This window comes from Variovorax sp. PBL-E5, from assembly GCF_901827185.1.
Taxonomy (GTDB): Bacteria; Pseudomonadota; Gammaproteobacteria; order Burkholderiales; family Burkholderiaceae_C; genus Variovorax.
This window is the reverse complement of record NZ_LR594671.1, coordinates 3,883,463-3,908,057: the sequence shown is the minus strand read 5'-3', so window position 1 is coordinate 3,908,057 and position 24,595 is coordinate 3,883,463. Positions and strand designations below refer to the sequence as shown.

The following is a 24,595-nucleotide window of genomic DNA, read 5'->3' as shown; positions in this document are numbered from 1 at the left end:
TTCAAGGAGACCTTCATGCCCGTCCAACGCCCGATGCCCGGCGACCTCGAAGCGATCGAGTCGGCCAGCCGCGACGAGATCACCGCGCTGCAGGTGCAGCGCCTGCGCGCCACGCTGCAGCGCGCCTACGACCACGTGCCGCACTACCGGCAGGCCTTCGATGCGCGCGGCGTGCATCCCGGGGACCTGCGGCAGATAAGTGATCTCGCGAAGTTTCCGTTCACCGTCAAGAAGGACCTGCGCGACAACTATCCCTTCGGCATGTTCGCCGTGCCGCGCGAGCAGGTGGCGCGCATCCACGCCTCGTCCGGCACCACCGGCAAGCCGACCGTCGTCGGCTACACGAAGAACGACATCGCGACCTGGGCCCAGTTGGTGGCGCGCTCGATCCGCGCCGCCGGCGGACGGCCCGGCGACATCGTGCACGTGGCCTACGGCTACGGCCTCTTCACCGGCGGACTGGGCGCGCACTACGGCGCCGAACTCGCCGGCTGCACCGTGATTCCGATGTCGGGCGGCCAGACCGAGAAGCAGGTGCAGCTGATCAACGATTTCAAGCCCGACATCATCATGGTCACGCCCAGCTACATGCAGGTGATCATCGAGCAGCTGGTGCGCCAGGGCATCGATCCGCGCAGCACCTCGCTCAAGGTCGGCATCTTCGGCGCCGAGCCGTGGACCGAGGCGATGCGCCGCGAGATCGAAGGCAAGGCCGGCATGGACGCGGTCGACATCTACGGCCTGTCCGAGGTGATGGGCCCGGGCGTGGCCAGCGAATGCATCGAGAGCAAGGACGGCCCGGTGGTCTGGGAAGACCATTTCTATCCCGAGATCATCGACCCCGAGAGCGGCGAGGTGCTGCCCGACGGCGAGGAGGGCGAACTCGTCTTCACCTCGCTCACCAAGGAAGCGCTGCCGATCATCCGCTACCGCACGCGCGACCTCACGCGCCTTCTGCCGCCCACCTCGCGCAGCTTCCGCCGCATGGGCAAGATCGTCGGGCGCAGCGACGACATGCTGATCATCCGCGGCGTCAACGTGTTCCCGACGCAGATCGAGGAGATCGTGCTCGCGCACGGCAAGCTCTCGGGCCAGTACCTGATCAAGGTCGGCCGCGAAGGCCATCTCGACAGCGTCGAAGTGCATTGCGAGCTGCAGGCCGCCGCCGGCGATCCCGGCGAGGCCGAGCGCCGGCAGATCGCGCAGTGGGTGCAGCAGCGCGTGAAGACGCTGGTCGGCATCAGCACCACGGTGCTCGTGCAGAAGCCCGATTCGCTCGAACGCACGCTCACCGGCAAGGCACGCCGCGTGATCGACGAACGCAGCCGCTGAGCTGCCACGAAAGGACCGCCATGTACACGCAAGCGATGGACACCATGGGCAAGGACAAGGCCGACGGCCCCAAGGCCGTGCGTTCCGCCGAGGAGATGCAGCTCGAGCAGCGCTTCGACGAGCGCATCGATGCCGGCAGCTTCATCGAGGCCAAGGACTGGATGCCCGATCACTACCGCAAGACGCTGGTGCGGCAGATCAGCCAGCATGCGCATTCCGAGATCGTCGGCATGCTGCCCGAAGGCAACTGGATCAGCCGCGCGCCGACCTTGAAGCGCAAGGCGATCCTCTTGGCCAAGGTGCAGGACGAGGGCGGCCACGGCCTCTACCTTTACGCCGCCGCCGAGACGCTGGGCACCAGCCGCGACCAGTTGCTCGACGCACTGCACACGGGCAAGGCCAAGTACAGCTCGATCTTCAACTACCCGACGCTGACCTGGGCCGACATGGGAACCATCGGCTGGCTGGTCGACGGCGCCGCGATCATGAACCAGGTGCCGATCTGCCGCTGCTCCTATGCGCCCTATGCGCGCGCGATGATCCGCATCTGCCGCGAGGAAAGCTTCCACCAGCGCCAGGGCTACGAGGCGCTGCTCACGATGATGCAGCACGGCACCGAAGCACAGAAGGCGATGGTGCAGGACGCGGTGAACCGCTGGTGGTGGCCCTCGGTGATGATGTTCGGGCCGCCCGACGAACAATCGCCCAACAGCGCGCAGTCGATGCGCTGGGGCATCAAGCGCTTCTCCAACGACGACCTGCGGCAGAAGTTCATCGATGCCGCGGTCGAGCAGGCCAAGGTGCTGGGCGTGAGCTTGCCCGACCCCGACCTGAAGTGGAACGAGGAGCGCCAGGCGCACGACCACGGCGCGATCGACTGGGACGAATTCTGGCGCGTGATCGCCGGCGACGGGCCGTGCAACCGCGAGCGGCTCGGTGCCCGCGTGAAGGCCTGGGAAGAGGGCGCCTGGGTGCGCGAAGCCGCGCTGGCCCATGCGCGCAAACAACCAATGAAGGAAGCCGCATGACGCAGGACGTTCAGCACCAGGAGTGGCCGCTGTGGGAAGTGTTCGTGCGCAGCAAGGCCGGCCTCGACCACAAGCATTGCGGCAGCCTGCATGCGCCCGACCCGAAGATGGCGCTGCAGATGGCGCGCGACGTCTACACGCGGCGCCAGGAAGGCGTGAGCGTGTGGGTGGTGCGCTCCGACCAGATCGTCGCCAGCGATCCGGGCGACAAGGACATGTACTTCGATCCGGCGGAAGACAAGGTCTACCGGCATCCGACCTTCTACGCATTGCCCAAGTCTGTCGACCACATGTGAACATGGCCCACCCCCGTTTCTTGCTCGCTTCGCGTAGCCGAATCCCCCCTCAAGGGGGCAATACCAGCGGCCCGGCAAAGCCGGTTCCGCGGTATTCCTGGAAGGAGCCATTTGCATGCCAGTAGCCTCCATCGACATCGAGCGCAGCGCGGCCGTGCAGTACCTGCTGCGCATCGCCGACACCTGCCTGATCCTCGCGCAGCGCCTGGGCGAATGGTGCGGCCATGCGCCCGCGCTGGAAGAAGACATCGCGATGAGCAACATCGCGCTCGACCTCGTCGGCCAGGCGCGCGCGCTGCTCACCCGTGCCGGCCAGCTCGAAGGCCGTGCGCATGACGAAGACCAGCTCGCCTTTCTGCGCGACGAGCGCGACTACTTCAACCTCACCCTGGTCGAATTGCCGCGCGGCGATTTCGGCTTCAGCGTGCTGCGCAACACCATGGTCGCGACGCTGCTCAAGCTGCTGTGGGAGCGCCTTGCATCGTCGAGCGACGAAGAGCTCGCGGCCATCGCCGGCAAGGCGCTGAAGGAGGCGCGCTACCACCAGCAGCATTCCGCCGACTGGGTGGTGCGCCTGGGCGACGGCACAGCCGAATCGCATGCGCGCATGGACGCGGCATTGGAGCAGCTGTGGCGCTATGTGCCGGAGTGCTTCGAGTCCGATGCGGTCGAGCAGGAAGCCCGTGCGGCCGGGCTCGGGCCTTGCTGGTCGGAACTGCGCGAGCCCTGGCTGGCCGAGATGAATGCCGTGCTCGAGGAAGCCACGCTCGTGGCGCCGAAGGAGACTGCCTTCCGCAGCACCGGCAAGCGCGGCGTGCACAGCGAGCACATGGGCTACATCCTCGCCGAGATGCAGCATCTGCAGCGCGCCTTCCCGGGAGGCGTGTGGTGAGCGCAGTGCCCGCACGCTTGCACGTCGACCCGCGCGTCGCGCGCGCATGGGCCGTGCTCGACACCGTGCTCGACCCCGAGGTCCCCGCGCTCTCGGTCTGCGACCTCGGCATCGTGCGCGATGTGCTGCCCGATGACGACGGACTCGAGATCGTGCTGACCCCGACCTATTCGGGCTGCCCCGCCACCGAGGTGATCGAGCGCGACGTGCTCGCGGCCATCGAAGCCGCCGGCCTCGGCCCCGCGCGCGTGAGCCTGCGCCGCGCGCCGGCCTGGACCACCGACTGGATCAGCGACGAAGGCCGGCGCAAGCTCACGGCCTATGGCATCGCACCGCCCGGCGCGACGCGGCCGTCCGATGGCGCGGTGCCGATCCGCATCGTGCGGCGGTCCTCCGTGCCCGCGGAGTCCGTGGCGTGTCCGCGTTGCGGCAGCGCCCACACCGAACGTCTGTCGGCCTTTGGATCGACGGCCTGCAAGTCGCTGTATCGCTGCATCGCATGTCGCGAACCCTTCGAACACTTCAAACGGATATGACGAACACCCCCAGGCTTGCCCACTTCGTGTGGCCGCCAACCCCCTTGCAGGGGGCAACGCCAGCGGCCCGGCAAAGCCGGTTCCGCGGCGTTTCTGGAAGGATTCGACATGAGCGCTGACTTTCATTCCTTGCGCGTGCGCAGGATCGAGCCCGACACGGCCGAGGCGGTCATCGTCTCCTTCGATGTGCCCGAAGCACTGCGCGAGGTCTTCGGCTTCACGCAGGGCCAGTACCTCACGCTGCGCACGCAGATCGATGGCCAGGACCTGCGCCGTTCCTATTCGATCTGCGCCGGCGTCGACGACGGCGAACTGCGCGTGGGCGTGCGCAAGGTGCGCGACGGCGTGTTCTCCAACTGGATCAACAGCACGCTGCAGCCCGGCGACACGCTGCAGGTGATGGCGCCGCAGGGCCGCTTCTTCGTGCCGATCGAGCCCGGCGCGCAGCACCACCATGTCGGCATCGCGGGCGGCAGCGGCATCACGCCGATCCTGTCGATCATGAAGACGGTGCTGGCACGCGAGCCGCGGAGCCGCTTCACGCTGATCTACGGCAACCGGCAATTGCAGTCCACGATGTTCAAGGAAGAGATCGAGGACCTGAAGAACCGCTACATGACGCGGCTGGTGCTGCAGCACGTGTTCTCCGACGAGCACACCGATGCGCCGATCAACATGGGCGTGATGAACCGCGAGAAGATCGCACAGTTCCTGCAGAGCGTCGTGCCCGCGGCGGAGATCGACCATGCCTACATCTGCGGCCCGTTCCAGATGAACGACGAGGCCGAGGCCGCGCTGCTGGAAGCCGGCGTGCCCGAGGAGCGCATCCACATCGAGCGCTTCGGCGTGGCGCAGCCGGCGACTGGGCCGGGCGGCGTCGGCGCGGTGGTGCACGAGGCACTGCCGGGCGATGCCGAAGCGGCGCGCATCACCATCGTGCGCGACGGCCTCAGGCGCGAGATCCCGTTCAGCAAGGGGCAGCCGAGCATCCTCGATGCCGCCTCGTCTGCCGGGCTGGAGGTGCCGTTTTCCTGCACCTCGGGCGTCTGCGGCACCTGCCGCGCGCGGCTCCTGGAAGGGGAAGTGCGGATGGAGCGGAACTTCGCTCTCGACAAGAATGAGGTCGCGGCCGGTTTCATCCTGACCTGCCAGGCGCATCCGCTGACGGAGCGCGTGGTGCTGTCTTTCGACGAACGCTGAGCCGGCCCGTTTTCCTTCAACCTTCGGAGCCAACAATGAAATCTCTTTCCCGCGTCTGCGCGGCGATCCTGTGTGCGCTGGCCTTTTCGGCGCATGCCGACGTCAACGTCGGCGTCACGCTGTCGGCCACCGGGCCAGCGGCATCGCTCGGCATTCCCGAGAAGAACACCATCGCGCTGCTGCCCAAGACCATGGGCGGCCAGAAGGTGAACTACATCGTTCTGGACGACGGGTCCGACACCACGGCCGCGGTGTCCAACACGCGCAAGCTGATCAGCGAGAACAAGGTCGACGTGATCATCGGTTCGACCGTCACGCCCAACGCGCTGGCGATGATCGACGTGGTGGCCGAGGCGAAGGTGCCCGTGATCTCGCTGGCCGCCTCGTCGCGCATCGTCGAGCCGATGGATGCCAAGCGCAAATGGGTGTTCAAGACGCCGCAGAACGACATCATGATGTCGCTCGCGATTGCCGAGCACATGGCATCGCACGGCATCAAGACGGTCGGCTTCATCGGCTTCTCCGATGCCTACGGCGAGGGCTGGTACGAGGAATTCGGCAAGTCCGCGGCGCTGAAGAAGCTGCAGATCGTCGCCAACGAACGCTATGGCCGCAGCGACACCTCGGTCACCGGCCAGGCGCTCAAGCTGATGGCCGCCAAGCCCGACGCCATCCTGATCGCAGGGGCGGGCACGCCGGCCGCGCTGCCGCAGAAGACGCTCAAGGAGCGCGGCTACACCGGCACGATCTACCAGACGCACGGCGTGGCCAATACCGACTTCCTGCGCGTGGGCGGCAAGGACGTCGAGGGTACCTTCCTGCCAGCCGGCCCGATCCTGGTGGCGGCGCAACTGCCCGATTCGAACCCGATCAAGAAATCGGCGAGCGCCTACGTCAAGGCCTACGAGGATATGTACGGCAAGGGCAGCGTCTCCACCTTCGGCGGCCATGTCTGGGATGCCGGCCAGGTGCTGAATGCCGCGGTGCCGGTCGCGCTCAAGAAGGCGCAGCCGGGCACGCCGGAGTTCCGCGCGGCGCTGCGTGATGCGCTCGAATCGGTCAAGGACGTGGCCGGCGCGCACGGCATCTTCACGATGTCGCCGACCGACCACCTGGGCCTGGACCAGCGCGCCCGCGTGATGGTCAAGATCGAGAACGGCACCTGGAAATATCAACCCTGATGGACAGCCAGATCGCCCTGATCCTGGGGCAGGACGGGATCGTGAACGGGGCGATCTACGGGCTCATGGCGCTGGCGCTGGTGCTGGTGTTCTCCGTGACCCGGGTGATCTTCATCCCGCAAGGGGAGTTCGTCGCCTTCAGTGCGCTGTCGGTGGCCACGATGCAGGCCGGCCATGTGCCGGCCACGCTGTGGCTGCTGCTGGTGCTGGCCGCGGCCGCGCTCGCGGTGGAAGGCTGGCGCTGGAAGCGCGGCGCCGAGGTCGATTGGACCTCGACCCTCGCATGGTGCGTGGCGCTGCCGCTGGCGGCCTGCGCGCTGGTGCTGTGGCTGCGGCCGGCTTCGCTGCTGATGCAATCGGTCGCTGCGCTGGTGCTGATCATGCCGCTCGGGCCGCTGCTCTACCGCCTCGCCTACCGGCCGCTGGCCGATGCCACCGTGCTCACGCTGTTGATCGTGTCGGTGGCGCTGCATGGCGTGCTGGTCGGGCTCGGCTTGTTGTTCTTCGGCGCCGAGGGTTCGCGCACGCCGGCCTTCTCCGAACTGCGCACGGACATCGGCGGCATCCCGGTCACCGGGCAGTCGCTGGTGGTGGTCGGCGTCACGGCCGTGCTGGTGCTGCTGATGTTTCTTTTCTTCGAACGCTCGATCGTCGGCAAAGCCTTGCGCGCGACCGCGATGAACCGCGTCGGCGCACGGCTGATGGGCATTCCGACCGGCCTCTCGGGCGACCTGAGCTTCGCGCTCGCGGCGCTGATCGGCGCGGTCTCGGGCCTCTTGATCGCGCCGCTGACCACGATCTACTACGACACCGGCTTCCTGATCGGCCTCAAGGGCTTCGTCGCCGCGATCGTCGGCGGGCTCGGCAGCTATCCGCTGGCGCTGGTCGGCGCGCTGATCGTCGGGCAGCTCGAATCCTTCTCCTCCTTCTGGGCCAGCGCCTTCAAGGAGGTGTTCGTCTTCACGCTCATCATCCCGGTGCTGTGGTGGCGCTCGCTGCGCAGCCGGCATGTGGAGGACGAGGAATGACGCGCCGTCACCTGTCGCTCGCCTTCGTCGTGCTGCTGGCCGCGGTGTGGGGCTTCCTGCCCGACTTCCCGGTGCAGGTGCTGTGCTACGTCGGCCTCTATGCGATGGTCGCGGCCGGCCTCGTGATGCTGACCGGCGTCGGCGGCATGACCTCTTTCGGCCAGGCGGCCTTCGTCGGCACGGGCGCCTATGCGACGGCCTGGATCTGCACCTCGCCCGGCGCGAGCGCCGCGATCGCCGGCCTGCTCGGGCCGGCGGCGCTGCCATGGGTCGGCCTGCTGTTCGGCATCGTGCTGACCTTCGTCGTCGCCTGGGGATTGGGCGCCATCACGCTGCGGCTGTCGGGCCACTACCTGCCGCTGTGCACGATGGCCTGGGGCCTGAGCTTCTACTACCTGTTCGGCAACCTCGAGTTCCTCGGCGGCCACACTGGCGTCGCGGGCGTGCCGGCGATCGTGGTCGCGGGCTGGTCCTTCGCGTCGCCGCGCTCGCTCGGCCTCGTGATCTGGGGCGTGCTGCTGCTGGCGCTGTGGGCGCTGCACAACCTGCTCGATTCGCGCGAAGGCCGGGCCATCCGCGCACTCAAGGGCGGGCGCGTGATGGCCGAGTCGATGGGTGTGGACACGGCCCGCTACCGCATCAAGGTGTTCGTGCTGGCGGCGCTGCTGGCCGCCGTGTCGGGCTGGCTCTATGCGCACATGCAGCGCTTCATCAACCCGACGCCCTTCAACCTCGACATCGGCATCGAGTACCTCTTCATGGCGGTGGTCGGCGGCGCGGGCCACCTGTGGGGCGCGGTGCTCGGCGCGGCGATCATCACGCTGCTGAAAGAGAAACTGCAGGACGTCCTGCCGCAGCTGCTCGGCTCGAGCGGCAACTTCGAGATCATCGTGTTCGGCTTGCTGATGCTGTTCGTGCTGCAGCGCTTCGCCGACGGCGTGTGGCCGACGCTGGCGCGCCTGTGCGCACGCTTCCTGCGGCCGGACGCGGTGCGCGCTCCGCGCCGCACGCTGACGCTGCCCGAGGCCGCATTGCCGCCGCGCGGGCAGGTGGTGCTGCAGGCGCACGCGGTCACCAAGCGCTTCGGCGGGCTGGTCGCCAACGACGCGGTCAGCATGGACGTGAAGGCCGGCGAGATCCATGCGCTGATCGGGCCCAACGGCGCCGGCAAGAGCACCTTCTTCAACATGATCTCGGGCGTCGACGACCCGAGCGCCGGCGAGGTCCGTCTGATGGACCGGGCCATGACCGGCCAGCCCTCGCGCGCCTTTGCCGCACTGGGCCTGGGCCGCACCTTCCAGCACGTGCGCCTGCTCGGCCAGCGGCGCGTGATCGAGAACGTCGCGCTCGGCGCGCACCGGCGCGGACAGCGCGGCTGGATCGCTTCCATGCTGCGGCTGGACCGTGCGGAAGAAGCCGCATTGCTCGCGCAGGCGCATCGCCAACTCGATCGTTGTGGGCTCGGCGCGGTGGCCGATGCGCCCGCGGCCTCGCTGTCGCTGGGCCAGCAGCGCGTGGTCGAGATCGCGCGCGCGCTGGCGGGGCACCCGGCCGTGCTGCTGCTCGACGAGCCGGCCGCGGGGCTGCGCCATCTCGAGAAGCGCGCGCTGGCCATGCTGCTCGGCCAATTGCGCGCCGAGGGCCTGGGCATCCTGATCGTCGAACACGACATGGAGTTCGTCATGAACCTGGCCGACCGCATCACCGTGCTGGAGTTCGGCGCCGTGATCGCACAGGGCACGCCGGCCGAGGTGCAGGCCGATCCCAAGGTGCTGGATGCCTATCTCGGCGGCGCGGACGAGCCGATGGAAGAGGCGATCGCATGAGCGCGCCCTTGCTGCAACTCGAGAAGTTCTGCGTCTCGTACGGCGCGGTCGAAGCCGTGCACCAGATCGACCTGCAGGTGAACGCCGGCGAGATCGTCACCGTGATCGGCCCCAACGGCGCCGGCAAGACCACGCTGCTGTGCGCCGCGATGGGCCTCCTGCCGTCACGCGGCGGCGTGCTGCTCGACGGCCAGCGCATGGCGCGTCCGAGCATCGAGGCGATGGTCGCGCGCGGCGTGGCGCTGGTGCCCGAGAAGCGCGAGCTGTTCGGCGAGATGTCGGTCGAGGACAATCTGCTGCTCGGCGGCTTCTCGCGCTGGCGGCGCGGCGAGCGCGACCAGCGTCCGCGCATGGCCGAGGTGTTCGGCATCTTCCCGCGGCTGCAGGAGCGCCGCGCGCAGCTCGCGTCCACGCTGTCGGGCGGCGAGCGCCAGATGCTCGCGATCGGCCGCGCGCTGATGGCGCGGCCGCGCCTCCTGATGCTCGACGAGCCTTCGCTCGGCCTCGCGCCGCGCATCGTGCGCGAGGTGCTGCAGGTGGTGTCGTCGCTGCGCAGCCATGGCGTGTCGGTGCTGCTGGTGGAGCAGAACGCGCGCGCCGCGCTGCAGGTGGCCGATCGTGCTTATGTGCTGGAGATGGGCGCGGTCGCGCTTCAGGGGGCGGCGCAGGCGCTGCTGCACGATCGGCGGATCATCGATACCTACCTCGGTATCGGTGCGCGCGGCGAGGGCGGCGCGGCGTCCTAGGGCAGGCAGCCGGTCGCGGGCCGGGCGTTATGCTGAGGCCCATGCGACCTGCGAACAGATGCCGGCCGCCCGGCTTGTCCCGAGCCGCGGCGCATCCTCGGCTTCCCGTCTCTCCCGCCCGAAGGCGCGCATGAACGCCTTCGCCGATAGCGCCGTCGAGGCGGGCCGCCTGGTCGTCGCCGGCGATCCGCTGCTGCTGGCGATCGTCGGCCGTTCGCTCGCCGTCAGCGCCACCGCCTGCGCGCTGGCCTGCGGCTTCGGCCTGCTGCTGGGGGCCTGGCTCGCGGTGGCGCGCTTCTCGGGACGCGGGCTGCTGCTGACGCTGCTCAACACGCTGCTCGCATTGCCCTCGGTGGTGGTGGGGCTCGCGATCTACCTGCTGTTGTCGCGTTCGGGGCCGCTGGGTTTTCTCGGATGGCTGTTCTCCTTCAAGGCGATGGTGGTCGCGCAGACGCTGCTGGTGCTGCCGGTGGTCACGGCGTTGACGCGCCAGACCATCGAGGACGCCGACCGCGCCCATGGCGAGCAGCTGCGCTCGCTGGGCGCCGACTCGCTCGTCCGCGCGCTGCTGCTGGTGTGGGACGAACGCTATGCGCTGATCACGGTGCTGATCGCCGCCTTCGGCCGTGCCGTGTCGGAGGTGGGTGCGGTGATGATCGTCGGCGGCAACATCGACGGCTTCACGCGGGTGATGACCACCGCCATCGCGCTCGAGACCAGCAAGGGCGACCTGCCGCTCGCATTGGCGCTCGGGCTGGTGCTGCTCGGCACGATGCTGCTGCTCAATCTGGCGATCTCGGCGCTGCGCAGCTGGCGCGAGCGGGTCGACGGCGGCGCGGCCGAGGCGGCCGGGGTCCGCGGGATCGAGGTGGCTTCGTGAATCCGCCGCTCTTCAGCCTGCACGACATCGAGGTTCGCTTCGGCCGCGTCCAGGCGCTGTCCGGCGCGACTTTGTCGATCCACGCGGGCGAGCGTGTCGCGCTGATCGGTGCCAACGGCAGCGGCAAGAGCACCCTGCTGCGCATGCTGCACGGCCTGGTGCCGCATGCGGCCGGCGCGTTCATCGGCAGGGTGCCGCGCCGCGCGCAGGCCATGCTGTTCCAGCGGCCGCACATGCTGCGCACGAGCGTGCGCAACAACGTCGCGCTCGCGCTCTGGCTGCGCGGCGCGCCGTGGCCTCATGCGAAGCGCGAGGCCATGGCCGCGCTGGGCCGCGTCGGCCTCGGCGCGCTGGCCGAGCGCAATGCGCGCACGCTGTCCGGCGGCCAGCAGCAGCGCATGGCGCTCGCGCGCGCCTGGGCGCTGCAGCCCCAGGTGCTCCTGCTCGACGAGCCGACGGCCAGCCTCGATCCGACGGCCAAGCGCGATGTCGAAGCGCTGATCGCCGATGCCGCGCACGGGCGCACGCTGGTGTTCGCGAGCCATAACCTCGGGCAGGTCAAGCGCCTTGCCAGCCGTGTGATCTATCTGGAGCAGGGGCGGGTGCTGGCCGATCTGCCGGTGCACGATTTCTTCGACGGACGGCTGCCGGATGAAGCCCATTTGTTCGTCAAAGGAGAAAGCATATGAACACCCCCAGGCTTGCCCACTTCGTGTGGCCGCCCACCCCCTTGCAGGGGGCAACACCGGCGGCCCGGCAGAGCCGGTTCCGCGGTGTTTCGCGAACGGGCTTCGCTTCGCTGGCCGCGGGGGTACTTTTTTTGAGCGGTTGGTCGGTGCGGGCTGAGACTCTTACGATGGCATCGACGACTTCGACGGAGCAGTCCGGCTTGTTCGCGCATCTGCTGCCGGCGTTCAGACAGGCCAGCGGGATCGACATCAAGGTGGTGGCGGTCGGCACCGGCCAGGCGATCGACATGGCGCGGCGCGGCGATGCCGACGTGCTGTTCGTGCACGACACGGCGGCCGAGGAGAAGTTCGTCGCCGAAGGCTTTGCCGCCAAGCGCTATCCGGTCATGTACAACGACTTCGTGCTGGTCGGGCCGAAGAACGATCCCGCCGGGCTCCGGGGCAAGGACATCGTGGCGGCGCTGAAGAAGGTCGCCGCCGCGGATGCGCCTTTCGTGTCGCGCGGCGACAAGAGCGGTACCGACGCCGCCGAGCGCCGCCTGTGGATGCAGACCGGCGTGGCCGACGCGGGGCAGCCGGTGCCCAACGACAGGAAGGGCGCGGGCTACAAGGAATGCGGCTGCGGCATGGGGCCGGCGCTGAACATCGCGGCTTCGAGCGGCGCTTATGTGCTGGCCGACCGCGGAACCTGGCTGAGCTTCAGGAACCGCCAGGATCTCGCGGTGCTGGTGGAAGGCGACAAGCGGCTCTTCAACCAGTACGGCGTCATGGTTCCCAGCCCGGCGAAGTTTCCCCGGCTCGACAGCGCGGGCGCGCAGAAGTTCGTCGACTGGGTGATCTCGCCGGCGGGGCAATCGACCATCGCGAGCTACAGGATCGGTGGCGAGCAGCTGTTCTTTCCCAATGCGAGCCCGTGATGCCGCAGCGGCCGGCGCGCCTCACCGGTCCATCGGCAGGTACAGGCTTTCCTTGACCTCTTCCATCACGACATAGCTGCGCGACTCGGCCGTCACCGGCAGCTTCTTCAGCAGGCTGCCGAGCAGGTTGCGGTAGTCGCTCATGGCGCGCAGCCGCGCCTTGATGAGGTAGTCGAAACCGCCCGAGACCAGATGGCATTCCATCACCTCCGGCACGTGCAGCAGTTCCTTCTTCACCTTGTCGAACACGTCGCCGGACTTGGACGACAGCGTGATCTCCACGAAGACCAGCAGCGTCTTGCCGACGGCCTGCGGATCGATGCGCGCGTGGTAGCCGGCGATCACGCCTTCGCGCTCCATGCGCCGCACGCGCTCCGAGCAGGGCGAGGTCGACAGCCCGATCTGCTCGGCGAGGTCGGTCATGGAAATGCGTCCCTGGCGCTGCAGGATGTCGAGGATCTTGCGGTCCGTGCGATCGAGTTCGGTCATTTCACTCCTGAAGGCCTCTTTCGGCCGGGTTCGCAGCAAGAAGCACTGCGCTTCGCCGAGATTTCAGCGGAGTTTATGGCACGCTATTGAATACGCTTGAATCCTTCTGGCTTCGAAGGGGTTCGGCAATGAAAGTGATCGTTCTTGGCGGCGGCGTCATCGGCATCAGCACCGCTTACTACCTGGCGCGCGCCGGCGCCGAAGTCACCTTGCTCGACCGGCAGGACGGCCCGGCGCAGGAAACCAGCTTCGCCAATGCGGGCCAGGTGTCGCCCGGCTATTCGACACCGTGGGCTGCGCCCGGCATTCCGCTCAAGGCGCTGAAGTGGATGTTCCAGAAGCACGCGCCGCTGTCGATCCGGCCCGATGGCAGCCTGTTCCAGTTGCGCTGGATGGCGTCCATGCTGAAGAACTGCTCGCTCGAGCGCTACGCGGTCAACAAGGAACGCATGATGCGCGTCGCCGAGTACAGCCGCGACTGCCTGCGCGCCCTGCGCGCCGAGACCGGCATTCGCTACGAGCATCGCACCCAGGGCACCTTGCAGCTGTTCCGCACACAGGCGCAGCTCGATGCCGTGCAGCGCGACGTCGCGGTGCTGGAGGAATGCGGCGTGCCCTACCAATTGCTCGACCGCAGCCAGCTCGCGTCGGTCGAACCCGCGCTGGCCCGCACCGGCGACCTGCTGGCCGGCGGCCTGCGCCTGCCGAACGACGAGACCGGCGATTGCCATCTGTTCACGCAAGGGCTGGCCGCCATCGCGCGCGGCCTCGGCGTCGACATGCGCTTCGGCCAGCGGGTGGACGGCCTGATCACCGAAGGCGGGCGCATCACCGGCGTGCGCCTGGGCGGCCCGGCGGGCGAGGTGCTGCGCGCGGATCGCTACGTGCTCGCCTTCGGCAGCTATTCACGCGACTTCCTGTCGCCGCTGGGCCTCGACATTCCCGTCTATCCGGTCAAGGGCTATTCGCTGACCGTGCCATTGCGCGATCCGTCGCTCGCGCCGCAGTCCACCGTGCTCGACGAAACCTACAAGGTCGCCGTCACCCGCTTCGACGACCGCATCCGCGTCGGCGGCATGGCGGAGCTCGGCGGCTTCGACCTGCGCCTGAATCCGCGCCGGCGCGAGACGCTGGAGCGCGTCATCACCGACCTGTTCCCCTGCGGCGATCTGCCGCGCGCCAGCTTCTGGACCGGCCTCCGACCGATGACGCCCGACAGCACGCCGATCGTCGGCGCGACACCGTACGGCAACCTGTTCCTCAACACCGGCCATGGCACGCTCGGCTGGACCATGGCCTGCGGCTCGGCCAAGGTGGTGGCCGACCAGGTGATGGGACGCCGGCCCGAGATCCGCACCGACGGTCTCTCGATGGATCGCTACGGCGTGTCGCCATCCGGCCGCCGGATCGGAACGGGGCCTGCCGGAGCGGCGGCGTGAGCCGGCCTGCACGGGCACTCATCGATCTCGACGCACTGCGCCACAACCACGCGCTGGCACGCGCGCGGCATGGCGGCCGCGTGCTGGCGGTGCTCAAGGCCAATGCCTACGGCCATGGCGCCCTGCGGTGCGCGCAGGCGTTGGAGGCGCATGCCGACGGTTTCGCCGTCGCATTCCTCGACGAAGCGCTGGCCTTGCGCGCAGGCGGCATCCGCGCGCCGATGCTCGTGCTCGAAGGCGTGTTCACGGCGCAGGAACTCGAGGCCGCGCAGGCGCACGGCCTGTGGACCGTCGTCCACCATGACGGGCAACTGCAGATGATCGAAAAGTCACGGCCCGCCGTGCGAGACCTGAATGTCTGGCTCAAGGTCGATTCGGGCATGCGCCGGGCCGGATTTGCGCCGCACCAGGTGCGCGACGTGCACGCGCGCCTGAGGGGCTGCGGCAAGGTCGCACGGCTTACGCTGATGAGCCACTTCGCCTGTGCCGACGAACCCGGCGCCGCGCTGACCCGCGCGCAGATCGCCTGCTTCGACGAGGCCACGGCGGGGCTTGCGGGCGAGCGAAGCCTGAGCAACTCCGCCGGTGTGCTGGCCTGGCCGCAGGCCAACCGGGACTGGGCGCGCCCTGGCATCCTGTTGTACGGCGCGAATCCCGTGCCCGACGACACGCACGCACTGCGGCCCGTCATGCGCCTCCAGAGCCAGGTCTTCGCCGAGCGGACGCTGCAGGCCGGCGACGTGCTCGGCTACGGCGCGACCTTCGTGGCCAGCCGGCAGACCCGTGTCGGGCTGGTGGCCATGGGCTATGCCGACGGCTACCCGCGCACCGCGCCCACCGGCACGCCGGTGAGGGTCGGCGAGCGCATGACGCGCACGCTGGGCCGCGTGTCGATGGACATGATGACGGTCGACCTGAGCGAGCTGCCGGATGCCGGCGTCGGCAGCGAGGTCGAACTGTGGGGCGATCGCGTGGCGGTCAACACGGTGGCCTGCGGGGCCGGGACCATCGCCTACGAATTGCTGTGCAACGTGAAGCGCGTGCCGCTGGTCTACCGCGAGGCCGCGGCGCCGCACGCCCAGGCCCGGTAGTCCGGCCGGAAGGTCACAATAGGCCGGCCCATGCCGAAGCCAGCCGACATCCATCACGAAGCCTTGCGCATTGCCGGCGAGCGCGTCCGGCGCGACGAGGTGATCGAGGTCACCTACCCCTACACCGGCGAAGTGATCGCCACCGTGCCCAAGGCCACGCTGGACGACGTGCGGCGCGCCTTGCGCATCGCCCGCGACTACAAGCCCACGCTGACGCGCTACGAGCGCTACAGGATCCTGATGCGCGCCGGCGAGATCATCGCCTCGCGGCTGGACGAGATCTCGCGCACCATCACGCTCGAATCGGGGCTGTGCCGCAAGGACTCGCTGTATGAAGTGGGCCGTGCCTCCGACGTGCTGCTGTTCGCGGCGAACCAGGCGCTCGTGGATGACGGCCAGGTCTTCTCCTGCGACCTCACGCACCACGGCAAGAGCCGCAAGGTCTACACGATGCGCGAGCCGCTGCTGGGCGCCATCATCGCCATCACGCCCTTCAACCATCCGCTGAACCAGGTGATCCACAAGGTGGCGCCCTCGATCGCGACCAACAACCGCATGGTGCTCAAGCCGAGCGAGAAGACGCCGCTCACGGCCTTCATCCTGGCCGACATCCTGTACGAGGCGGGTCTGCCGCCGCAGATGCTGTCGGTCCTCACGGGCGATCCGCGTGAGATCGCCGACGAGATGCTGACCAGCCCCGACGTCGACCTCGTCACCTTCACCGGCGGCGTGGCGATCGGCAAGTACATCGCGGGCAAGGCGGTCTACAAGCGGCAGATCCTGGAGCTGGGCGGCAACGACCCCCTCATCGTGATGGACGACGCCGACATCGAGGAAGCCGCGATGCTCGCCGCCAGCGGCTCCTACAGGAATTCGGGCCAGCGCTGCACCGCCATCAAGCGCATGCTGGTGCACGAGGCCGTGGCCGACCGCTTCGTCGAATTGCTGGTCGAGAAGACCCGGGCGCTGAAGTACGGCGACCCGATGGATCCGGACATGGACATGGGCACGGTGATCGACGAGGCGGCCGCGATCCAGTTCGAGTCGGTGGTCGACGAGGCCATCGCCGGCGGTGCGAAGCTGCTGTGCGGCAACGTGCGCCGCGGCGCCCTGTACGCGCCCACCGTGCTCGACCGCGTCGATCCCGGCATGGCGGTCGTCAGGCACGAGACCTTCGGCCCGGTGTCGCCGGTCATCCGTTTCAAGGACATCGACGACGCGATCCGCATCGCCAACGGCACGGCCTACGGCTTGTCGTCGGCGGTGTGCACCAACCGGCTCGACCACATCACGCGCTTCGTCCGCGAGCTCCACGTCGGCAGCGTCAACGTGCGCGAGGTGCCGGGCTACCGGCTCGAGCTGACGCCCTTCGGCGGCATCAAGGATTCGGGCCTGGGCTACAAGGAAGGCGTGCTGGAGGCGATCAAGGGCTTCACCAACAGCAAGACCTACTCGCTTCCCTGGTAGCCGCGGGCTGACTCAAAGCCAGTTCCCGCCCTGCTGCATCTGGATCGTCGTCGCCGGATCGCTGCCGCCGAGCAGCGCGCCGAGCACCACGCTCAAGAGCGAGATGAAGATGCTCGCGAACATCGCGGTCCAGAAGCCGGAGACCCGGAAGCCGCGCACCAGCGCCGACACCAGCAGGATCATCAGCGCGTTGATCACCAGCAGGAACAGGCCGAAGGTGAGGAAGGTCAGCGGCAGCGTGAGAACGATCAGCAGTGGCTTGACGATGGCGTTCGCGAAACCGAGCAGCAGCGCGGAGATCACCAGCGCCGAGGTGTTCTCGAAGCGCAGGCCGCTGAAGATGTGGCTCGCTATCCAGAGCGAGAGGGCGGTGATCGCCCAGTGCAGGAGGAAGGGGGCCAGGTTGTTCAGCATCGGAAGGACTCGCGGTGGATGAAAGGGATGCGGTCCATCATATCGGTGCCCGTTCAGGCCCTGCCCGACGGCGCCCACCACTTCGCGAACAGGCCCGGCGCGCGGGTCTTCGCCGCGGCCGCGTCGCGCTCGCGGTACGCCTCGCGTTCCTTCTGCAGGCGTGCCATGAGCGCCGCGAGGTTGGCCTGGTTGTATTCCCACAGCCCCGCGACCACGAAGTGGCCCGCATGCGCGGCATCGGGCTTGGGCGTGATCATGATGTGCCGGGCGCCGATGCTCTGCAGCGTCGCGGAGCGCGCGCTCGCGAGCGTCATGCCGTCGCTGTAGCCCTCGATGTCGCGGCTCAGGGCGAGGCTCACGGCCTGCACGTCGGCGAAGTTCTCCACCAGGAAGGCCACGACCTCGAGCAGCACCAGCCTGCCGATCTCGCGCCGCTGGTGGGCGGGGATGTCGGCCGCGATGTTGAAGTGCTCGATGTGGACCTCGGTGCCGCCCGCGCTGACGGGGACCGGGTCCATGATGCCGACGCAGAAGTCGCGCTCGTACAGATGCATCGGTGCGCCCAGCACGTAGGGGGTCGAATCGGGCCCTGTGATTCTCAGTTGGGTGAAGCTCATGGTTCGCTGCGAACGGTGGGGCGAAATCGGGCACCGTGCCGCGTGTTTCCCTGGTCGCTGGTCCGATGGATTTTCGCCGATCGGATCGGGCTCCCGCGATGATTTTTCGAAGCCCGCCGCGGCCCGGGCTGTCGCCTGGGCGTCAGTACGCGGCGCTTACCAGGGGCCGACCGGCGAAGAAGGCCGAGAGCTTGTCTTCCACCCGCTGTGCCATGGCGGCGCGCCGCCGTTGTCGCTCGATGCGAAGCTCAGCTTGCCCGGGTTGGCGGCGCTTCAGCGTCCGCTGTTCTTGCGCCAGGCCTCGTAGGCGGCGCGCGTCTCGGCATTCGGCGGGTAGGTGCCGGCGAGCCTGGCGCCGCCTTCGATGCGCTCGAGGATGAAGGCCTCCATCTTTTCCTGTTCGGCTGCGTCGCGCGCGACTTCCTCCGCGAGGTGCCGTGGAATCACCACCACGCCTTCGTCGTCGCCGACCATCACGTCGCCCGGATAGACCGGCACGCCGCCGCAGCCGATCGGCACGTCGAGGTCGATCGCATGGTGGTGGATCAGGTTGAGCGGCGCGCTGCCGCCGGCGCAGTACACCGGGAAGTCCATCTGCGAGATCGGTCCGCTGTCGCGCACCGGCCCGTCGGACACCAGCCCCGCCGCGCCGCGCACCTTCAGGCGCGTGGTGAGGATCTGGCCGCCGGAGGCCACGCGTGTCTCGCCGCGGCAATCGATCACCAGCACATGGCCGGGCGGCACGCTCTCGATGCCCTTGCGCTGCGGATGGTTCGGATCGTCGAAGGCGCTGATCTGGTCGAGGTCCTCGCGCGCCGGGATGTTGCGCATCGTGAAGGCCGGCCCGACCAGGTTGCCGCCCGTCGGCTTCGTCAGCCGGCCGACGCCCTGCAGGTAGACATTGCGCAGTCCGCGCTTGAAGAGCTGCGTGCACAGCGTGGCGACGCTGACATGGCGCAGCAGTTCGCGGGTTTCGTCGGGGAGAGGAGGGCGAGTCGTTTCGGTCATGGTGTGTGCGATGGATGAGATGGTGATGGGGGTTGGCCCGGAGCTCAGTTGGGCGTCGCGCCCGACTTGCGAACCAAATCGGCCCAGCGTGGAATTTCCTTTTGCATCAGCGCCGCGAGCTGCGCAGGCGAGCCGGCGACGACCTCCATGCCGAGCTGGTTGGTGAGCCGGTCCTTCACGTCGGGCATCTGCAGGATCTTGTTGATCTCGGTGGACAGTCGCTGCGCGATCGGCTGGGGCAGATGCTTCGGCGCGTACACGGCCTGCCACGACGCCATCTCGAAGGCGGGCACGCCGGCCTCCTGCATCGTCGGCAGCTGCGGCGCGAGCGCCATGCGCCTGGCGCTGGTCACGGCCAGCAGCTTGAGCTTGCCGGACTGCACCAGCGGCAGGGCGGCGGTGATCTGGTCGAACATGAAAGTGACCTGGCCCGAGGACACATCGAGCATCGCGGGCGGCGTGCCCTTGTAGGGAATGTGGGTCAGCTTGACGCCGATCATGTCGGCCAGCATCTCGCCCGCCAGGTGCGTCGAAGTGCCGGCGCCCGACGAGGCGAAAGTGCGCTTCGCCGGGTCCTTCTTCAGGAGCGCGATCAGCTCGGCCACCGAGTTCACGCCGAGGTTCGGATCGACGATCAGCACGTTGGGCAGGAAGGCGACGAGCGAGATCGGCTCGAAGTCCTTCACCGGGTCGTAGGGCAGGTTCTTGTAGAGGCTGGCGTTGATCGCGTGCGTGCTGATCGTGCCGCCGAAGAGCGTGTAGCCGTCGGGCTTGGCCTTGGCGACGTAGCTCGCGCCGACCGCGCCCGCCGCGCCCGGCTTGTTGTCGACGATGACCGGCTGGCCCAGCGCGACGGCGAGCTTCTGCGCGATCACGCGGCCGATCACGTCGGTGGAGCCGCCGGGCGTGAAGGGGACGACGTAGGTGATGGGTTTCGTCGGCCAGTCCGCGTCGGCGGCCATGCCGATGCGTGGCAGCGTCGCGGCGAGGCCGGCGCTGCCGAGGCGCTTGAGTGCCGCGCGGCGGCTGGTGGTCGTGGGTTGCATGCGAATGTTTCCTTTGAAGGGGTGCTCAGTCCACACCGATGTTTTTTTCGCGGATCACCTTGCCGTAGCGGAGGCGGTCTGCGTCGATCTGCGCCTTCAGTTCGGCGGGGCTGGTGCCGCGCGGAACGGCGCCCTGTTCGATCAGGCTTTGCCGCGTCGCTGGCACCGCCAGCACCGTCTTCACGTCGGCCGCGATCTTGTCGACGATCGCCTGCGGCGTGCCGGCCGGCGCGAGCAGGCCGATCCATGAGCCCGATACCGCGTTGGGCACGCCGGCCTCGGCCAGCGTGGGCAGGTCGGGCAGCGTGGGCGAACGCTCGGCGCTGGTCACCGCGAGGCCGCGCAGCTTGCCCGACTTGATGTAGCTCGCCGACTCCAGCACCGAGGCGAAGAGCACGTCGACGTGGCCGCCCATCAGGTCGGTCATCGCGGGCGTGCCGCCCTTGTAGGGCACGTGCGTGAGGTGCACGCCGGCGGCGGCGGAAAAGATCTCGCCCGTCAGATGCGGCGAGCCGCCGCTGCCCGAGCTGGCCATCGTGATCTTGTCCGGCGATGCCTTCGCGAGCGCGACGAATTCCTTCACCGTCTTCGCCGGCAGGCTGGGGCTCACCATCATCGCGAAGGGCAGCTCGGCCACCAGCGAGATCGGCGTGAACGCGCGGTCCGGGTCGAAGGTCATCTTCTTGTAGAGCGAGGGATTGATGGCCTGCGTGCCGACGTTGCCGATCAGCAGCGTGTAGCCGTCGGGCCTGGCCTTGGCCACCACGTCCGAGCCGACCATGCCGGCCGCGCCGCCGCGGTTGTCGACGATCACGCCCTGGCCCCACTTCTGTCCCAGCTTCTGCGCCAGCACGCGCGCGCCGAGGTCGGTGCCGCCGCCTGCGGGGAAGGGCACGACGAAGGTGACCGGCCGTACCGGAAAGCCTTCGGCGCCCTGGGCCTGGGATGCGGCGGCGCAGGCCAGCAGCAGGGGCAGCGCGCTGCGAAGGACCCGCTGCAGCGCAGTCGGGCCGATGGGAATGGGGTTCATGGGTGTCTCGCTCTTGTGATTGGAATGAAGGGCTGAGTGCGGCGCCGGTACCCCGCGCGTCAGTGGATGTCGGGCTCGCTGGCCGCGGGCGCGGCGGCGTCGCTGCCCGCCACGTAGTCGGGCGCGAGGAAGTCGAAGTCGCAGCCGGTGTCGGCCTGCTGCACGTGCTTCAGGTACAGCACGCCGTAGCCGCGGCTGAACTTCGGGATCGGCTTCTGCCAGGCGGCGCGGCGGCGTGCGAGCTCCTCGTCGCTCACCTGCATGTCGATGCGGCGCGCGTCGATGTCGAGCGTGACCAGGTCGCCGTCGCGCACCAGCGCCAGCGGGCCGCCCACGTGCGACTCGGGCGTGACGTGCAGCACGCAGGCGCCGTAGCTGGTGCCGCTCATGCGCGCATCGCTGATGCGCACCATGTCGCGCACGCCTTCCTTCAGCAGCTTCTGCGGGATCGGCAGCTGGCCCCACTCGGGCATGCCCGGCGCGCCCTGCGGGCCGGCGCTCTGCAGCACGATCACGCTGTCCTTGGTGACGGGCAGCTCGGGGTCGTCGATGCGCGCGGCCAGATCGTCGTAGTTGCGAAAGACCACCGCGGGCCCGGTGTGGCGGCGCAGGTGCTGCTCCATCGCCGCCGGCTTGATCACCGCGCCGGAAGGCGCGAGGTTGCCATGCAGCACCGCGAGGCCGCCGCTTTCGAGCAGGGCGTCGCTGCGCGGGCGGATCACGTCGGTGTTGTAGACCTCGGCGCCCTCGATGTTCTCGCCCAGCGTGCGGCCGTTGCAGGTGCGCTGGCTGCCGTCGATCAGCTCGCCGAGCTCGCGCAGGAAGGCGCGCAGGCCGCCGGCATAGAAGAAGTCTTCCATCAGGTACTTGCCGCCGGGGCGCAGGTTGGCGAGCACCGGCGTGCTGCGCGCGAGTTCGTCGAAGCGCGCGAGGTCGAGCGCGATGCCGGCGCGGCGCGCCATCGCGATCAGGTGGACGATCGCATTGGTCGAGCCGCCGAGGCCGAGCACGGCCGTGACCGCGTTGTCGAACGAGGCCGCGGTGAGGAAGTCGAGCGGCTTCAGGTCTTCCCACACCATGTCGACGATGCGTTTGCCGGTGTGCGTGGCCATCATCGAATGGCGCGAATCGGGCGCCGGGATCGACGAGGCGCCCGGCAGCGTCAGGCCCAGCACCTCGGCCGCGCTGGTCATGGTGCTGGCCGTGCCCATGGTCATGCAGGTGCCGGGCGAGCGCGCGATGCCGTCTTCCACGTCCTGCCAGTCCTGCTCGCTGATGTTGCCGGCGCGCAGCTCGGCCCAGTATTTCCAGGTGTCGGAGCCGGAGCCGAGGAACCGGCCCTTGTAGTCGCCGCGCAGCATCGGCCCGGCGGGCACGAAGATGGTCGGCAGGTTCATCGCCAGTGCGCCCATCACCAGGCCGGGCGTGGTCTTGTCGCAGCCGCCCATCAGCACGCAGCCGTCGGCGGGGTAGGAGCGCAGCAGCTCCTCGGCCTCCATCGCGAGCAGGTTGCGGTAGAGCATCGTGGTCGGCTTCTGGAACGCCTCGCCCAGGCTCATGGCCGGGATCTCCACCGGAAAGCCGCCGGCCTGCCAGACGCCGCGCTTCACTTCCTCGGCGCGCTGGCGGAAGTGCGTGTGGCAGGAGTTCATGTCGCTCCAGGTGTTGAGGATCGCGATCACCGGCTTGCCGAGGTAATCGTCGCGCGAGAAGCCCATCTGCGCGGTGCGCGAGCGGTGGCCGAAGCTGCGCAGGTCCTTCACGCCGTACCAGCGGTGCGAGCGCAGCTCTTCGGGCTGCTTGCGGCGCGCGGCCGGCGAGGGGGGAGGCGATTCGGTCATCGGGGTGTCTCTGTGGTCATCGGATGCCGGGGCGGATCATCCGAAAATGTTAGCGCTGTCATTCAATCATAAGCGCCAGGCCGTGCGACGGTCAACAGGAGATTGGTGCGTGGATTCCCGCGCGCGGGTTCAGGTGCTCGCGCGCTCGATCAGCGAGAAGCCCAGGTCGACGATCTTCGATTCGATGGGCCGTCCCTCGGCGCGGTCGACGATGAAGCGCGCCGCCTGCCGCCCGATGGCCGTGCCGTCGATGCGCACGGTGCTGATCGCCGGATGGGCATGCTGGGCGAAGCCGAGGTCGCCGAAGCCCATCACCGCGATGTCCTGCGGCACGCGCAGGCCGCGCGCATGCGCCTCGGTGATGACGCCGTGGGCCAGTGCATCGGAACTGCACGCCACCACGTCGATGCGCGGCGCGGCCGCCAGCAGCTGGGCGAGGGCGCCGCGGCCGCTGCCGAGCGTGGTCGGCGCAGGCACCGCGCAGGTCTCGATGCGCTTGCCGCCGAGCGCGCGCCAGGACTGCTCGAAGCCGCTGCGCCGCAGGTTCGCGCGATGGTCGTCGCCGCTGATCACCGCAGGCCGGCGATAGCCCTTGCCATGGAGGAATTTCGCCGTGGCGGCGCCCACCTGCTCGTGCGAGAAGCCGACCAGCATGTCGACCGGCGTGGGCGTCAGGTCCCAGGTCTCGACCACCGGAATGCCTGAGGCGAGCAGCCGGCGCCGCCCTTCGGCCGAGCGCATGATGCCGGTCAGCACGATGCCGTCCGGCCGCCGGCCGACGATGGCGTCGATGAGCGCGTCCTCGCGCGAGTTGTGATAGCCGCTCTGGCCCAGCATGAGCTGGTAGCCCTTCTCGGCCAGCGCCTCGGTCAGCGCCTGCACCGTTTCGAGGAACACCGGCCCGGCGATGGTGGGCACCAGCGCAGCCACCAGCCGGCTGCGGTTGGAGGCCAGGCCGCCGGCCAGCAGGTTGGGCACGTAGCCGGTGCGCTCGACCGCGAGCCGCACCTTCTCGCGCGTCTTGGGCGACACCAGGTCCGGCGAATTGAGTGCGCGCGACACCGTGATCGCGGAGACGCCGGCGAGCTTGGAGACATCGTCGAGCGTGATGCCGCCGCTGCTGCGGCGGGCGGGGCGGGCGGGGGGCTTGGCGGCGGTCAAGGGGTTGGAAATGCAGGCGCTACCATCTTAGCGGATCGTGTGACGGCATTGCGTCGTCACGCCCGTTTCCAGCGCCCGGCGCCCTCACCCCAACCCTCTCCCAAAGGGAGAGGGAGCAAAACAGGGGCTTCGCTGCTGACCGCGTGCGCGGCTCAGTCCATCGTGCGGCGGCCGAAGGTCTTGGTCAGGAGCTCGTCGGCCACCTCGAGCGCGCGATGCTCGATGGTGGCGACCGGGTAGCTGCCCATCGTCATGCGGTCGAAGATCACGGTGGCGAAGCTGAACTCGGCGCCGAGCACGGCCGCGGCGTCCTGCAGGCATTCGGCGATCGAGCACAGGCCCTCGCTCTCGTAGCGTCGCGACCCGTCGCCGACGCCGACGCACGAGACGAAGTCTTTCTCTCCGCGCTGTGTGATTTCGATGGCTGGTTGCATGAGGGAC

General features: G+C 68.8%; 25 protein-coding genes. 16 read left to right on the top strand and 9 right to left on the bottom strand.

The window, feature by feature from the left end; translation table 11 throughout:
* The first annotated feature begins 15 nt into the window (after nt 1-15).
* The 13 genes from paaK to WDLP6_RS18970 all read left to right on the top strand — a co-directional run bounded on the left by paaK (nt 16) and on the right by WDLP6_RS18970 (nt 12,551).
* Nucleotides 16-1,332 carry a phenylacetate--CoA ligase PaaK gene (gene paaK, locus WDLP6_RS19030; RefSeq protein ID WP_162593617.1) on the top strand — a complete coding sequence of 439 codons (1,317 nt, stop codon included), beginning with the start codon at nt 16-18 and terminating at the stop codon, nt 1,330-1,332.
* Between the two features lie 20 nt (nt 1,333-1,352).
* Nucleotides 1,353-2,360 carry a 1,2-phenylacetyl-CoA epoxidase subunit PaaA gene (gene paaA, locus WDLP6_RS19025; protein WP_162593616.1) on the top strand — a complete coding sequence of 336 codons (1,008 nt, stop codon included), beginning with the start codon at nt 1,353-1,355 and terminating at the stop codon, nt 2,358-2,360.
* Nucleotides 2,285-2,656 carry a 1,2-phenylacetyl-CoA epoxidase subunit PaaB gene (paaB, locus tag WDLP6_RS19020; RefSeq protein ID WP_443083459.1) on the top strand — a complete coding sequence of 124 codons (372 nt, stop codon included), beginning with the start codon at nt 2,285-2,287 and terminating at the stop codon, nt 2,654-2,656. Before paaA ends, paaB begins: the two co-directional genes overlap by 76 nt.
* Nucleotides 2,657-2,771: 115 nt before the next feature.
* The gene (paaC, locus tag WDLP6_RS19015) at nt 2,772-3,548 is read left to right on the top strand and encodes a 1,2-phenylacetyl-CoA epoxidase subunit PaaC (RefSeq protein WP_162593615.1); all 777 of its coding nucleotides are present in this window, start codon (nt 2,772-2,774) and stop codon (nt 3,546-3,548) included.
* Complete coding sequence (gene paaD, locus WDLP6_RS19010) at nt 3,545-4,084, top strand: 1,2-phenylacetyl-CoA epoxidase subunit PaaD (protein WP_232077121.1); 540 nt, start codon at nt 3,545-3,547, stop codon at nt 4,082-4,084. Before paaC ends, paaD begins: the two co-directional genes overlap by 4 nt.
* A 108-nt stretch (nt 4,085-4,192) precedes the next feature.
* Complete coding sequence (paaE, locus tag WDLP6_RS19005; protein WP_162593613.1) at nt 4,193-5,284, top strand: 1,2-phenylacetyl-CoA epoxidase subunit PaaE; 1,092 nt, start codon at nt 4,193-4,195, stop codon at nt 5,282-5,284.
* A gap of 35 nt (nt 5,285-5,319) precedes the next feature.
* On the top strand, nt 5,320-6,465 hold the full coding sequence (locus WDLP6_RS19000; protein ID WP_162593612.1) for an ABC transporter substrate-binding protein: 1,146 nt from the start codon (nt 5,320-5,322) through the stop codon (nt 6,463-6,465).
* Nucleotides 6,465-7,493: a branched-chain amino acid ABC transporter permease gene (locus tag WDLP6_RS18995; protein WP_162593611.1), complete on the top strand. Its 1,029-nt coding sequence runs from the start codon at nt 6,465-6,467 to the stop codon at nt 7,491-7,493. Before WDLP6_RS19000 ends, WDLP6_RS18995 begins: the two co-directional genes overlap by 1 nt.
* Nucleotides 7,490-9,319 (top strand): branched-chain amino acid ABC transporter ATP-binding protein/permease, encoded by a 1,830-nt coding sequence (locus tag WDLP6_RS18990; protein ID WP_162593610.1) that lies wholly within the window; start codon nt 7,490-7,492, stop codon nt 9,317-9,319. The genes WDLP6_RS18995 and WDLP6_RS18990 overlap by 4 nt, the downstream gene beginning before the upstream one ends.
* On the top strand, nt 9,316-10,065 hold the full coding sequence (locus WDLP6_RS18985; RefSeq protein ID WP_162593609.1) for an ABC transporter ATP-binding protein: 750 nt from the start codon (nt 9,316-9,318) through the stop codon (nt 10,063-10,065). The genes WDLP6_RS18990 and WDLP6_RS18985 overlap by 4 nt, the downstream gene beginning before the upstream one ends.
* A 130-nt stretch (nt 10,066-10,195) precedes the next feature.
* The gene (locus WDLP6_RS18980; RefSeq protein ID WP_162593608.1) at nt 10,196-10,945 is read left to right on the top strand and encodes an ABC transporter permease; all 750 of its coding nucleotides are present in this window, start codon (nt 10,196-10,198) and stop codon (nt 10,943-10,945) included.
* Nucleotides 10,942-11,634 (top strand): ABC transporter ATP-binding protein, encoded by a 693-nt coding sequence (locus tag WDLP6_RS18975; RefSeq protein WP_162593607.1) that lies wholly within the window; start codon nt 10,942-10,944, stop codon nt 11,632-11,634. The genes WDLP6_RS18980 and WDLP6_RS18975 overlap by 4 nt, the downstream gene beginning before the upstream one ends.
* A 110-nt stretch (nt 11,635-11,744) precedes the next feature.
* Complete coding sequence (locus tag WDLP6_RS18970) at nt 11,745-12,551, top strand: substrate-binding domain-containing protein (RefSeq protein WP_232077485.1); 807 nt, start codon at nt 11,745-11,747, stop codon at nt 12,549-12,551.
* 21 nt (nt 12,552-12,572) lie between these two features.
* On the opposite strand, the gene WDLP6_RS18965 is transcribed toward WDLP6_RS18970, so the two are convergent.
* Nucleotides 12,573-13,040, bottom strand: coding sequence for a winged helix-turn-helix transcriptional regulator (locus WDLP6_RS18965; protein WP_162568721.1), 468 nt, complete (start codon nt 13,038-13,040; stop codon nt 12,573-12,575).
* 128 nt (nt 13,041-13,168) lie between these two features.
* Here WDLP6_RS18965 and WDLP6_RS18960 point away from each other — a divergent pair, with 128 nt between their 5' ends.
* Genes WDLP6_RS18960 through phnY form a run of 3 tightly spaced genes read left to right on the top strand, consistent with a single transcriptional unit; the run spans nt 13,169 to nt 17,037 of the window.
* Complete coding sequence (locus tag WDLP6_RS18960) at nt 13,169-14,479, top strand: D-amino acid dehydrogenase (RefSeq protein ID WP_162593605.1); 1,311 nt, start codon at nt 13,169-13,171, stop codon at nt 14,477-14,479.
* Nucleotides 14,476-15,570, top strand: a complete 1,095-nt coding sequence (alr, locus tag WDLP6_RS18955; RefSeq protein ID WP_162593604.1) for an alanine racemase — start codon at nt 14,476-14,478, stop codon at nt 15,568-15,570. The genes WDLP6_RS18960 and alr overlap by 4 nt, the downstream gene beginning before the upstream one ends.
* Nucleotides 15,571-15,600: 30 nt before the next feature.
* Complete coding sequence (phnY, locus tag WDLP6_RS18950; protein ID WP_162593603.1) at nt 15,601-17,037, top strand: phosphonoacetaldehyde dehydrogenase; 1,437 nt, start codon at nt 15,601-15,603, stop codon at nt 17,035-17,037.
* 12 nt (nt 17,038-17,049) lie between these two features.
* Here the strand turns inward: phnY and WDLP6_RS18945 are convergent, their stop codons facing one another.
* The 8 genes from WDLP6_RS18945 to WDLP6_RS18910 all read right to left on the bottom strand — a co-directional run bounded on the left by WDLP6_RS18945 (nt 17,050) and on the right by WDLP6_RS18910 (nt 24,588).
* A complete protein-coding gene (locus WDLP6_RS18945; protein ID WP_162593602.1) occupies nt 17,050-17,451 on the bottom strand; it encodes a phage holin family protein in 402 nt (133 codons plus the stop codon).
* 53 nt (nt 17,452-17,504) lie between these two features.
* Complete coding sequence (locus tag WDLP6_RS18940; protein ID WP_162593601.1) at nt 17,505-18,068, bottom strand: hypothetical protein; 564 nt, start codon at nt 18,066-18,068, stop codon at nt 17,505-17,507.
* A gap of 273 nt (nt 18,069-18,341) precedes the next feature.
* Nucleotides 18,342-19,076, bottom strand: coding sequence for a ribonuclease activity regulator RraA (locus tag WDLP6_RS18935; protein ID WP_162593600.1), 735 nt, complete (start codon nt 19,074-19,076; stop codon nt 18,342-18,344).
* A 44-nt stretch (nt 19,077-19,120) separates the two neighbouring features.
* Nucleotides 19,121-20,122, bottom strand: a complete 1,002-nt coding sequence (locus tag WDLP6_RS18930; RefSeq protein ID WP_162593599.1) for a Bug family tripartite tricarboxylate transporter substrate binding protein — start codon at nt 20,120-20,122, stop codon at nt 19,121-19,123.
* A 25-nt stretch (nt 20,123-20,147) separates the two neighbouring features.
* Nucleotides 20,148-21,152: a Bug family tripartite tricarboxylate transporter substrate binding protein gene (locus WDLP6_RS18925; RefSeq protein WP_162593598.1), complete on the bottom strand. Its 1,005-nt coding sequence runs from the start codon at nt 21,150-21,152 to the stop codon at nt 20,148-20,150.
* Nucleotides 21,153-21,211: 59 nt separating this feature from the next.
* Nucleotides 21,212-22,993 (bottom strand): L-arabinonate dehydratase, encoded by a 1,782-nt coding sequence (gene araD / locus WDLP6_RS18920; protein WP_162593597.1) that lies wholly within the window; start codon nt 22,991-22,993, stop codon nt 21,212-21,214.
* 129 nt (nt 22,994-23,122) lie between these two features.
* On the bottom strand, nt 23,123-24,154 hold the full coding sequence (locus WDLP6_RS18915) for a LacI family DNA-binding transcriptional regulator (RefSeq protein ID WP_162593596.1): 1,032 nt from the start codon (nt 24,152-24,154) through the stop codon (nt 23,123-23,125).
* A 152-nt stretch (nt 24,155-24,306) separates the two neighbouring features.
* The gene (locus tag WDLP6_RS18910) at nt 24,307-24,588 is read right to left on the bottom strand and encodes a hypothetical protein (RefSeq protein WP_162593595.1); all 282 of its coding nucleotides are present in this window, start codon (nt 24,586-24,588) and stop codon (nt 24,307-24,309) included.
* Between the last annotated feature and the right edge of the window lie 7 nt (nt 24,589-24,595).